At 62.0% G+C, this 11,453-nt stretch carries 6 protein-coding genes; 4 read left to right on the plus strand and 2 right to left on the minus strand.

Annotated features, from left to right (window positions below; all coding sequences use genetic code 11):
* The 3 genes from EP26_RS27365 to EP26_RS32585 all read left to right on the plus strand — a co-directional run.
* The coding region (locus EP26_RS27365) for an integrase core domain-containing protein (RefSeq protein ID WP_043343727.1) at positions 1–298 on the plus strand (298 nt) is incomplete at its 5' end.
* Positions 299–557: 259 nt separating this feature from the next.
* A complete protein-coding gene (locus EP26_RS33890; protein WP_169747515.1) occupies positions 558–2,657 on the plus strand; it encodes a putative bifunctional diguanylate cyclase/phosphodiesterase in 2,100 nt (699 codons plus the stop codon).
* A 140-nt stretch (positions 2,658–2,797) separates the two neighbouring features.
* The gene (locus EP26_RS32585) at positions 2,798–3,034 is read left to right on the plus strand and encodes a transposase (RefSeq protein WP_342669133.1); all 237 of its coding nucleotides are present in this window, start codon (positions 2,798–2,800) and stop codon (positions 3,032–3,034) included.
* Between the two features lie 799 nt (positions 3,035–3,833).
* Here the strand turns inward: EP26_RS32585 and EP26_RS27380 are convergent.
* Positions 3,834–4,199, minus strand: a complete 366-nt coding sequence (locus EP26_RS27380) for a hypothetical protein (protein WP_157033851.1) — start codon at positions 4,197–4,199, stop codon at positions 3,834–3,836.
* Between the two features lie 23 nt (positions 4,200–4,222).
* Between EP26_RS27380 and EP26_RS27385 the strand changes: the two genes are divergently transcribed.
* Entirely contained in the window at positions 4,223–10,288 is a 6,066-nt protein-coding gene (locus EP26_RS27385) for a calcium-binding protein (protein ID WP_169747516.1), read from the plus strand.
* 890 nt (positions 10,289–11,178) lie between these two features.
* On the opposite strand, the gene EP26_RS27390 is transcribed toward EP26_RS27385, so the two are convergent.
* Positions 11,179–11,453: transposase (locus EP26_RS27390; protein WP_211259579.1), on the minus strand; the 275-nt coding region annotated here is incomplete at its 5' end.

Raw genomic sequence — 11,453 nt, forward strand, 5'->3', positions numbered from 1 at the left:
CGGCGACTTCCAGGACGAGATCGCCTTCCTCGGCATCGAGAGCTCGCCCTCTTTCGTCCGCCAGCCCGAGGGCAACGGCGTCGCCGAGCGCTTTATCCGTACCCTAAAAGAGAACTTCCTCTGGGTGCATACCTTCGACACCATCGAACAGCTGCGGTGCGGGCTGCAGGATTTCGTCGCCCACTACAACGCCACTTGGCTCGTCGCCAGGCACGGCTACCGCACCCCGAACCAAATCCGCGCCGAGCAACGCCGCCTTGCTCAAGGCCCGCAGGCCGCTTTACCTTTGGCCGCCTGATTAGCGCAGCCGACTGTCTCAGCATCCGGGCGCACTACAATCCCCAGATGCCATGCCAGCCGATGAATCACGTCCGTCCGCGTCGGATCAAGCCCCAAGAGGCAGACCTTCGGACGTCGAGTATTAGGTTCTGATCAACTGCGACGACACCGGCACGTTTGAGGCACAAACGAACCGGCACTAAGAGGCAAAAGATACTAAAAGAGACCTTGCAATCCTTGAATGTTGTCTGTTCTCGATGCGGCCGGAGCCCACTTTCATGCCCTTTCGTCGGTCTACCCAAGAGCGAACTGATGAGGCCTGGAACTGGTACGCAAAACCGTTGGCCGTTCTCGGTCGTGTTCCCCCTGCTTCGCGTTTGCTGCTCGCTCTTGCTTCAGCAGCCACACTGCTCGCACTTGGCGGTGCAGCGATCAACGAAAGCGCCGCGGCCTGGCTATTAAGACGAGATGCAGAGGCTACAGCGCACGCCTGGGCCCAAAACATGGACGAGATGCTTGGCGACGAATTGCCTGCTCTTCTAGCCCGCCGGTCTCCTTCGCCCGCAGCGCTGAGTGTCATGGCGCAGGGACGTCGCCTCGGGAAGGTTTTTCGCTACAAACTTTTTGACACTGCGGGAAATCTTGTCTTTATTTCTGATGATCTCGAGCGGGCTGGCGGGCTTGAGGGAACACTTGCTGCGCATCGAGGTAACAGCGAGATTGCAGCACATGTTCTAGGCGGCGGAGTTCATGTCGAGGCTGCCAGGGGCGAACCGCCGCGACGCCCCTCCTACTACGCCGAAGCTTACGTACCCGCATATCGCGACGGTGCGATCATAGGTGTTGCGGAAGTTTATGTAGACCAAACGCAGAAGCAGGCGCTCTACCGCCAAGCTTTCGCCATTACAGAGTTGGCGATTGCTGTCCTGGTGCTTCTGTCATCACTGCTGCCCGGTTTAGTTGCATGGCGCCGCACGCGCGAACGTCGCGCTGCCGAGGCGCGGGTGCATCATCTGGCCCATCATGACCTGCTGACCGGCCTACCCAACCGCGGTAGTTTTAGCGAAGCGCTTGGGGCAGCTTTGTCCCGCGCTCAGCGCGACGGTTCACAGGTGGCGGTGATCGCTCTTGATCTCGACCGCTTCAAAGAAGTGAACGACGCACTCGGCCACGCCGCTGGTGACGCACTCTTATGCGAGGTTGCGAGGCGACTGCGAGCCGAACTGCGTCAAGAAGACACCGTCGCTCGTCTCGGCGGCGACGAATTCATGGTGGTGCAAGTAGGTATTGCCCAGCCTCATGGCGCAGCGCGCCTCGCAGAACGCTTGGTTGCGGTCTTGTCGGAGCCCTACGATTTACCAGGAGGACAGCGCGTTGCCGCTTGCGGCGCAAGCGCGGGCGTGGCGGTCGCACCCAGCGACGCGAATGGGACAGAGGCACTGCTGCGTGCAGCCGATGCTGCACTTTATCGGGCCAAAGCCGACGGGCGAGGTGTGGCGCGGTTTTTCGAGGCCGGGATGGATGAAGTCTTGGCCGAGCGCCGCCGCCTCACCCACGATTTGCGCTGCGCAGTGGCGGAGGGCGGCTTCGAGTTGGCTTACCAACCGCTCCAGGAGCTTCCTGAGGGCAGGCTGGTCGGCTTCGAAGCTCTGATTCGTTGGCGCCATCCCGAGCGCGGCCTCGTTCCACCGTCCCAGTTTATCCCCATTGCTGAGGAGACAGGGCTCATTATTCCCATTGGCGCCTGGGTTCTACGCCAAGCCTGTCGTGAAGCATCCACCTGGCCCGAAGGCATCAGAGTCGCCGTCAATCTCTCGCCCGCTCAGTTCCGCAACAGCGCAGCCCTTCTTGCGACAGTGAGCGATGCTCTCACAGCCACAGGGTTAGCACCCTCTCGCTTGGAGCTCGAAGTTACCGAAGGTCTTCTGCTGCAAGATACCGATGCGGTTATGGCTACCCTGTCCGCTGTGCGTGACCTCGGATGCGGTATTTCCATGGACGATTTCGGCACAGGGTATTCGAGCCTTGCTTACCTCTGGCGTTTTCCCTTTGATAAGCTGAAGATCGATCAATCTTTTATCAAGAACATGGACGTCGAACCAAAAGCAATGGCGGTTGTATCTACGATCATTGCACTTGGGCGAGCTCTTGGTATGACCATCACCGCAGAGGGCATCGAGACGGAGGAGCAGGTAGAGGCGCTTAGTGATGTAGGCTGCAACCAAGGCCAGGGTTATCTGCTTGGACGTCCGATGTCCGCCGAGCAGGCCGAAAGTCTCACACACATTCGAAATACAAGCGGTTTGCGTCCTCGTGTGGAACTGCCAAGTGCTTCCGTCGCCCATAGTGTCCACTCGGAAACAGATCGAGTCATCTGAATCGGTTGTGATTGGCTCCCGGCGACGGGTGCAGGAAGAACGGCGTTTGTGTGGACGCCCGAGAACCCGCCAAAATACGACGGCAGCATGCTGTGCTACCCGAGTGATCTGGCGACGAGGAATAGTCGATCATCGGCCCGCTGATTTCGTTGGCAAAGCGCGGCGGCAACAAGCGGACGGTGGATGAGCGCGCGGTGCTGAATGGGGTGACGTGCATCCTCTCCACCGGCGGTCAGTGGGCGGCCCTGCCGAAGAACCTGCCGCCACGCAGCACGGTGAATGACTACCTGCGGCGCTGGGACGAGGACCGGACGCTTGATCGCATCCAATGGTGCTCAAGATGGGTGGCAAAGCCAAATGGCTGCATCGGCAACTGACCGCATCCTTTGCAAGCGCTTCAAGGATGTTCGTACACACGCGCAGCCTCTTTCGGCATTCAACACGCCATCACGATGGCTGATCCGAAGCTGCCCAGACCAGGTCGATTTTTTTGAGACACCGCGGGCCAGAGATTCTCCAGTGCAATACTGCATCATTGGCTTTGCCAATTGCCGTGCGCAATTCCATTAAAAAAGAGCTGAGGAGATCATCCAATGGATGGCCGTATCCTGCCGATATCCACGCCGCCTGCGGACGCAGCCGAGGTGGAGAGCCTCGTCGATGACGCGTCGCTGCGTGCACTCCGCGCCGTACAGCGTATGCTACCGCAGGGGCCAAGTGCTGCAGGTGGCATGTTGACCGGAAGTACGGCAACTGCCAGCGGTCTGGCGCTTCAGCCGTTAGAGTTCGGCGTTGCGCTTCCGACGGAAGCGACACCTTTGCACATGCCTCCGGCCTCCGCGGCGAAGGCGGCCCAGCCGGCGGCTCTTGTGCCCGAGGTGGTGACGATGGCTACTGAGGCCGTTTCATCGGCGCCTGAGGTGGCGCGACCACCGCCTCATGCCTTCCATCGGCCCTTGTTGATGAGCAGTCAGGAGGCGAGCGAGACTTCGGGTCTGTCTCATCCCGAGGCGCCACCTAGCTCGCTGCCATCTCGGCCCTTGATGGCGACCGAAGCGGTTGGTGCGGGTCTGCCAGGACAGATTGGTACGGCGCAAAGCGCTGCTCCGGCTTTGGCCATCAGCCAGACCGCCCCGGCAGCTTTACGTGCTCCAGATGCGGTATTACTGGAACAGCTTAGCAGGCTTGGCGCTGAGCCGGCAGGTGTGGCGATGGCGCACAAGCCCGAAACTGGCCATCTGCCGATCTCAACGCTCGACAATACTCCATCTGAAACGGATCCAGCGTCCGGCCCAGGAACACCTGAGGGTACTCCGCCTGAGGTTGGGCCTGCGCCAGCTCCAGGAACACCTGGGGGTACTCCGCCTGAGGCTGGACCTGCGCCAGCGCCAGGAACACCTGGGGGTGCTCCGCATGAGGCTGAGCCTGCGCCAGCTCCAGGAACACCTGGGGGTACTCCGCCTCAGGCTGGACCTGCGCCAGCTCCAGGAACACCTGGGGGTACTCCGCCTCAGGCTGGGCCTGCGCCAGCTCCAGGAACACCCGGGAGTCCTCCGCCCGAGACCATGCCAGGATCGGGTACACCGACGGCGCCGCTGATTTCGGCCATCTCCGCCGCCGGATGGGAGGACACGGTTATCCCCCTATCCCTTTCCGTTACCTCCATCGAGGGGCAGTCTGTCGAGACCTTGACGGTCGCTCTCTTCGGCTTGCCAAATGGAGCGGTGCTGTCGGCAGGCGCTCCCCAAGCCGACGGCAGCTGGTTGTTGGCAGTGACAGACCTACCAGGGCTGACCGTAACGCCACCACCAGACTTTGCTGGTGCGCTGAATCTCGTTTTGCGTGGGTCGGTTCAGGATGCTGCTGGCCACACCGCTGTAAGCGAATCGCGTTTCAGCGTCGACGTCGCGCCCGTGGTGGATGGCGCCACGCTCGCTGGTCAAGCGGCAGGCTCTGAGGACACCTGGATCCCTCTCGAGGTAACGTTTGGCGTGTCACTGGACGCGTCGGAGTCTTGGGATCCGGAGGTGGTTCTTTACGGCGTGCCAGAGGACGCGGCGCTCTCGCAAGGCGAGGCGAGGAGCGACGGCAGTTGGTTGGTGGACCGGACTGCGTTGGAGACAGGACAGGTGGCGATCCGGCCTCCGCCCAACAGTAACGTGGCCATCACGTTGCGCTTGGAGGCCGTGCTGCACGACGCTGACGGCGGGGGCGCGTCGCAGACGGTGGCCTCGACTCTCGAGGTTCAAGTCGCAGGTGTCGCCGATGCACCGGTGGTTCACGCCGCAGATGTCAGCGGGCACGAGGACACAGCGATACCACTGGCTCTCACCGCGGCGCTGTCTGATCGAGACGGGTCGGAGAGACTGGCGCTCCAGATCCTGGGCGTGCCCCTTGGCGCCAAGCTTTCTCACGGCGTTCCAGCTGCCAACGGCAGCTGGACTGTTGATCCTGTTGATCTGCCGCACCTTGCCCTTACACCGCCGCCCGATTTCTCCGGGACTATGCATCTCACCCTGGTGACCACGTCGCATGAGTACGGCGGCGGCACGGCCGTTGCCAGGCATGACTTCGCCGTTGATGTCACAGGGGTTGCGGATGTGCCGCTGCTGCGCACCACGGCAGCAATTGGTGACGAGGATACCGCCATTCCTCTCCGCATAACGGCGCTGGCGGGCGACCTCGACGGGTCGGAGCATATTCTTGGTCTTCGGATTGAGGATGTACCAGTCGGGGCAGTGGTGCAGGCCGGTGGCTTGGCAGTCGCCCGGGAGGCCGATGGCAGTGTGCTTCTGCGGCCCGACCAATTAACCGGTCTGCGCATCATCCCACCATGGCAGTCCGACCAAGACTTCGTGTTGCGTGTCTCAACCGTTGCCGCCGAGCCAAATGGCAGCCGTACCGAGAGCGCACCATTCGACCTGCCCGTCACCGTACGAGCTGTAGCGGATGCGCCCGTTATTCCGCCCAACCTTACCGTGCCGGTGATAGGCACGGACAAGACCTCGGCCGGCAGCACAGTTTTAACCTTCGACGATGTGCAGGGCGTCACGCTGGTCAATCAGGAGGCCCGGCTCAGCGGCACCTATGGTGGCTTCACTTGGGCGCAGACCGGCATTCACGCCCCGAGCGGCAACACGGGCTACACTACCTCCTCCGGCACCATTCTTGCGTTCTTCGGCGAAGCTCGAAACTTCGAGGTGCCGGGCTATCTAGAGCCGGCTGGCAGCCCGATTGTCATCGAGCGTGCCGATAAGGCCGACTTCTCCTTCTCAGGCGCGCAGTTCTCCTCGGCTTTTACCGAAGGTCTGATGGTGACCGCCAAAGCCTATGATGACGGCGCGCTGGTAGGCACCATGACCTTTGAGGTGCCCAAAGGCGGCACTGATTACGTGGATTTCGGAAGTGTGCACCCGGGCCAGCGCTTTTCCAGTATCGACAAGTTGGAATTCCATGCCGCGGACTATTTTGGCATGGACGACTTCACCTACAGCGCTGTGGAGGTGCCTTCGGCACAGGACGTCCACGGCCAGGAGGATGGGACCATCCCCCTCCAACTCTCGGCTCTGCAGCCAGATGCAGATGGGTCGGAGATCCTGAGCTTCGTGCTGTCTGGCCTCCCAAATGGCGCCAGCTTGTCAGTGGGTTCTTATCGCGGTCCAGGGACGTGGTCACTGACGGCGGAGGAGGCGGCGCGGGCCGTGCTGCGGCCGCCGCCAGATTTCGCCGGCAGCATCGCCTTGACCCTCACCGCCGTGACACAGGAGAAAAATGGCGGCTCCGAGGTGAGCACCAGTCGCACTTTCACCGTGCGTGTGGGCGCGGTTGTGGACGCACCACGGGTGGGCGGATTGGATGGAGTTTCGGGCGATTGGGGGCGAGCCTCAAACACTGAGGACCAACCTATCCTCTTGAACCTGGATCCCGGGCTAGCCGATCGTGATGGCTCGGAGCACTTGGTGGGCAACATCGCCATCAGCGGGGTACCGGCAGGTGCTGTGCTGCGGCTGGCCGACAACAGCATCGTCACACCAGGCGCCGAGGGTCTCTACCGCATCGATGTGGCGCGTATGGCGGGGGTCACCCTGACTATGCCGCCGCACAGCGACTTGGCGGCAACCCTGACCATCCACATGACCGTCGAGGATACAGGTGGCATTCGGCGGCAGATCGGTGGCAGCCTCGTCGTGGATCCAGCCGGGGACGCCGATGATCCGGTGCTGACCTTGCTCGATTCCAGTGGTGCTGGGCACAACAGCGTGGACCCCAGCCATGGCTGGATCCCGCTGCACGTCACAGCAGCCCTGGCCGACACGGACGGATCGGAGACGCTACAGGCTTGGGTGCGTGACGTGCCGCAAGGCGCTGTCCTCTCAGCCGGCACGCCGGCCGGTGGCGGGCTGTGGCTCGTGCCCGCCTCGGATCTCGCCACCCTCGCCGTCCGCCCACCCGCTGGCTATGGCGGCACATTTACCCTTCGCATCACCGGAGTTGCCGTGGAGCGCGAAGGAGATCAGGCCGTCCGCACCGGCAGCGTCACCGTCGCCGTCGCAGCGCCGGGGTCGGGAAGTGGCGGGGCTTCTGGCAGCGGGTCTGGCTCCGACATCGATTCGATAGCGAGCAACAGCACCGCTCCAGCACCGACATGCGGCACAGCTGGAGTGACTCAGACTGCATCTGCTTCCACGCTCAAGGGGACGGACTACAACGATACCCTGTACGGTCGCGTCAGCCGGGATCAACTCATTGGCGACGATGGCGATGACACCCTCTACGGCTATGGCAGCAACACCGGAGTTCGCGACCAGCTTGTTGGCGATGGTGGCAATGACACTTTTGTGTTCGGCTCAAGCGCTGAGCTCGCGTCCACAGTAGTGAACGCCGGCTCGGACGACGACACGGTGCGCCTTTTAGGAACCTTTCAAACGGTTGACGACTCGATGTTCGTCGCGCCCGCTGCCTCGGGCGGAGGCGTAGTCCGGTTGGTGACAAGCGCTGAGCGGCTCGAACTTCTCGGGACGGGAACGGTAAGCGTCTCAATCGGGACCAATTTTGAACATTCGTTTGGCGACGCCGCTATCGAAGCGCTCCAAAGCTCATCGTTCAAATTGAACGCAGCAGGGTACAATAAGGACTTGACAGTCCTGTCTGGCGCCGGAAACGATACAATCATTACCGGTGACGATGAAGACCGCATCGATGGCGGCGCGGGGAACGATATTATCGTCGCTGGCGCCGAGGACGATACCATCATGGGTAGCGCCGGCTCTGACAAGATCGACGGCGGTGCCGATGACGATCGTCTTGTATACCGAGGCAAGCGCGCCGACTATGTGGTTACTGCGCTCACGAGCGACCCAGAGGGCTACCAGTTCAGCGTCGCTTCGAAAAGCGGAGCCGTAGATAAGATCAAGAATGTCGAGTATCTCGATTTTGCGGACGCTTCTGGCAAGACCCCAACCTCTCTGGCCACAACACCCGCGCCCCTTGCCCCAGCCGCACAGGCGCGCTCGCTCTCCGTTACCAATGCCGTGACAGCCGAGGATGCCTCTGTCCATCTAGTCATCGGCATCACCGGAGCTAACTCTGATGGCGGTCGGGAGACGGTCGGCGTCCGAATCGACGGACTGCCGACCGGCGCCCTGCTCTCGGCAGGGGTACGGGATCCTGTTACTGGCGTGTGGGCACTGCGTCCTGACGAACTAGCAGGGCTAAAGCTGACGCCGCCGGCGGGCTTTGGCGGCAGCATTAACCTTACGGTCAGGGCTATTTCCGTTGAGGCCACGGGCGATAGCGCGACTACCACGGCGGCCCTGTCGGTGGAGGTAACGCCTGTGGCGGACGCCGTCACCATCACTGCGGCTCCGTCTGGCGGGACTGAGGACTTGGCGGTGCCCTTGAACCTCAACATCGCGTTGAGAGATCCGGACGGCAGTGAGAGCATCACGGCGGTCATGCTGTCCGGGCTGCCAGCAGGCGCTCGTATCACAGGCACGGGCGTCACTGACCTTGGAGGAGGACGGTGGTCGGTTGACCCCGCTCACCTTGGCGGTGTGCAGTTCGTGCCGCCTGCTAATGCGAGTGGCGACTTCCATGTAACGGTCGCGGCGACAGTGCGAGAGGCCGGCAACGGCCATACCCGCACGACCAGCAAGGACGTGCAGGTGCATGTGACCGCACTAGCTGATCCCCCTATTGCCACCGCGGCGAATGCAATGGGTTCTGAAGACCACTCTATACCGCTCAACCTCTCAGCTCATCCGCGCGACCTAGACGGTTCGGAGGTGCTCTCTGCAGTGCTGCAGGGTCTGCCCAAGGGCACGCGCCTATCGGCAGGCACCAACAATGGCGACGGCAGCTGGACGCTGACGGAGGCGGACCTGCCCGGGCTTACCATGACGCCTCCGGCTGACTGGAGTGGCGACATGGCATTGACCTTGCTGGCTCACGCCCGTGAAAGCTCTAACGGGTCCGTCACCACCAGCCAGATTAGCTTCCATGTTGGTGTGACCGGTGTCGCAGACGCGCCACTGCTCGGTGTGGCCGATCTGTCCGGTTCGGAGGACAACCGCTTGCCGCTTGACCTGCAAGCGCAGCTGGTGGACGATGATGGGTCGGAACGAATCACCGCTATCACCATCGGCGGGCTGCCCGATGGCTTCAGTCTGTCGAAAGGTACGCTATTAGATGGTGGCCGCTGGCAGGTCGCAGCCGAGGATCTAACAGGGCTGGACCTCATCCCTAAACCCAACTGGAGCGGCACTGTCACCTTGACCGCTGAGATCACCAACATGGAGCTCGGCTCCACCAGTACTGCCGGCAACAGCGCCTCATTCCGTATCACCATCACAGCAGTCGACGATGCTCCGACGCTGGTGCTGGCCGCCTCGGAGCCTGTAGCAGCAGGCTCTGCCGCCGCCTTGAGCACGGGCGGTGTGTCGGCGGCAGACGTAGACAGTGCCTATCTAACTGGGGCCACTGTCACCCTTACAGGCGCTTTATTAGGGGACAGCCTTGGCATCTCCGGTTTCGTCATCACCGACCGGGACGGGCATCAGATGATTGGCGACACCGGCATCGAAATCATAGGGGGTGGTTTCGATGCAGCTACTGGAACGCTGCGCCTCGGCGGTAATGCTTCACCCGGTGTGTATGGCGCTGTGTTGAGTTCGCTTGTGCTCGAAAGCAGCGATGCCGCAGGCCTCAGCGCAGGTACTCGTACTGTTGGTGTCGCCATAATCGACGATACGGGTGCGACCTCTACAGTGCATAGCGTTGCGCTTGATGTAGGCGGCACAACGGCTGTTGAGGTAGCGGGCCAAAGCTTCACCAGCACCACTGCCTCTGAGGCACTGACAGGCGGCGAAGGCGCCGATCACTTCCTCCTGACCCTTAACGGCGGCCATGACACGATCAATGGTGGTGGTGGAGCCTGGACGGACCAGATCGACATTGTTGGCGCCGGGGTACCTGACGGAGTTGGGTGGACGTTGATCCTGGACACGCCGGGAGCAACAGTGCTGCAACAGGAGCAAGCCTTTGCCTTTGACCGGCCCGTCTCAGGTCACATCGCCTTCTCCGATGGTACTCAGACGGACTTCCTGCACATAGAGAGGGTGACGTGGTCATAGTTGTGATTATTGCGCAATAAAGTAGGAAGTGTAGGCGGAGCGGCACTGCCAAGCTGAGGGAAGCTTGGCGGCCCGGTCTGGTCGAGGAGCCGTGCAAAGTTAGCTCGGTCTACAAGTCACCCCATGCCGCCTGCGGCTTTCCGATCCAGGTTTCAGCCATGCGGCTTCGCAATATTTCGAATTGTGCACAGACTGCCTTTCATTGAGAGAGGCTGGCCGCACGAGGCATTGCCGTCAGCTACAGAACCGTGCGCCAGTGGACGTGCAAGTTCAGCCAGGAAGTTGCCGGTACATTCGTGCCGGATCCCCCAGGCTGGCGATAAGTGGCGAGCCGTCACGCAGTAAGTTTTGACAAACTATGGCGAAGCGCGAACGGTAGCACAATCCTAGCGCAGCGCCCGCACGGACCTTGTTCCTCAACAGCTTACGCTCGGGATCTCCCAACTGAAAAACGGTGGCTCTACGGCCCTACGTCCTCGCGTTGAATCGATTGACGCCAGCATGCCCCTTCCTGCCCCTACGCCGATCGTGCAGAGGGCTGTGCCCTTCAATGCACTCGCTGTAGCCCCATCCCCGGTGGTGCCGGGGAGAGACATCGCACGACGAGTGTGCGCTGCACGCCAAGCCCGCTGCGTAGATCCTGGCGCACCAGCGGGAGATAGGGGCACCCGCCCGGTAAACCAGGTCGACCACCCTGGACAGGAGGTATCCGAGGAGCCCGAGCAGCGCACAAAGCTTTGGCAGCGTTCGTCTGGACGATGCGCGGCGAAGCTGGTCTGATCACCAGCGGCGCCGTCCTGTGGGAGCGGCAAGGGGAGGGAAGGGGCGGGTGCCGTCGCGGGGTGTGTTGGAAATGGCCACGCTGTCTCCGGCGCGATGACGGTATCGCGTCAGGCGGCGAGGTCAATCATGCTTTTGGCGGACGGCTGACCGAGGCTCTGCCAACCGTCAACCTTGCGCATGCTGATCTGACCTGACGCGAGCAAGGCCCAGAACAGCATGGCCGCTGTCTCGGCCGAGGGCAGCACGGTCTGCGTCTTGATGCGGCGCCTGAACTCTTCATGCAGCCGCTCGATGGCGTTGGTCGTCCGCGCCGACTTCCACTGGCTCGAGGGCAGCCGGGTAAAGGCGAACAGCGCCTCGCCGGCCTCCTCGAGGCTGTCGG

This window comes from Belnapia moabensis DSM 16746 (genome assembly GCF_000745835.1).
GTDB classification, from domain to species: Bacteria; Pseudomonadota; Alphaproteobacteria; order Acetobacterales; family Acetobacteraceae; genus Belnapia; species Belnapia moabensis.

Bases quoted from the DNA above. Each gene is read 5' to 3' on its own strand.
- EP26_RS33890 (WP_169747515.1), top strand. From the start codon at position 558: ATGCCCTTTCGTCGGTCTACCCAAGAGCGAACTGATGAGGCCTGGAAC.
- EP26_RS27385 (WP_169747516.1), top strand. From the start codon at position 4,223: ATGCCAGGATCGGGTACACCGACGGCGCCGCTGATTTCGGCCATCTCC.